This is a genomic window from Streptobacillus felis (assembly GCF_001559775.1).
GTDB classification, from domain to species: domain Bacteria; phylum Fusobacteriota; class Fusobacteriia; order Fusobacteriales; family Leptotrichiaceae; genus Streptobacillus; species Streptobacillus felis.
Window position 1 is genome coordinate 1 of the sequence record NZ_LOHX01000260.1, and the last position, 449, is coordinate 449.

General features: G+C 22.0%; 1 pseudogene. It reads right to left on the minus strand.

What is annotated here, in order from left to right:
- Positions 1-214: 214 nt before the first annotated feature.
- Positions 215-449: pseudogene (locus AYC60_RS04650) on the minus strand (carbon starvation CstA family protein); the annotation flags it as partial.

Below are 449 nucleotides of genomic sequence, written 5' to 3' on the forward strand. Positions count from 1 at the left end.
TACAATGTAGATGATTTTTATATAGTGTTATTACATTAATATTTATATTGATCTTTAAAAAAAATGAATTTATTAATATGAGATGATGTTTTCTTTTATTCAGTTAATAGTTTTATTTTGTAAATCTGTTTCATTAAAAATAGCCTCCTATGATTTATTTTATCATAGAAGACTATTTCTTTTTAATTTATATATTTTTTATCATACTATTTTTTTATTCTACATTCTTATTTTTATTAGTTAAAAAGAATCCTAAAGTACATAATCCTGAGAAAATTATTCCTATAATTATAGCTATATTTTCAACTAACCTTATATCTATACCATTAAAGAATCTAACAAACCCTTCTGGTGCTGCAATTATATATGAAGTTACAACAACAGTCATAAACATAGCTGGAACTAAAGCCACCCAGTAATTCCTATTTCTATTTGCTAAGTATTTAACT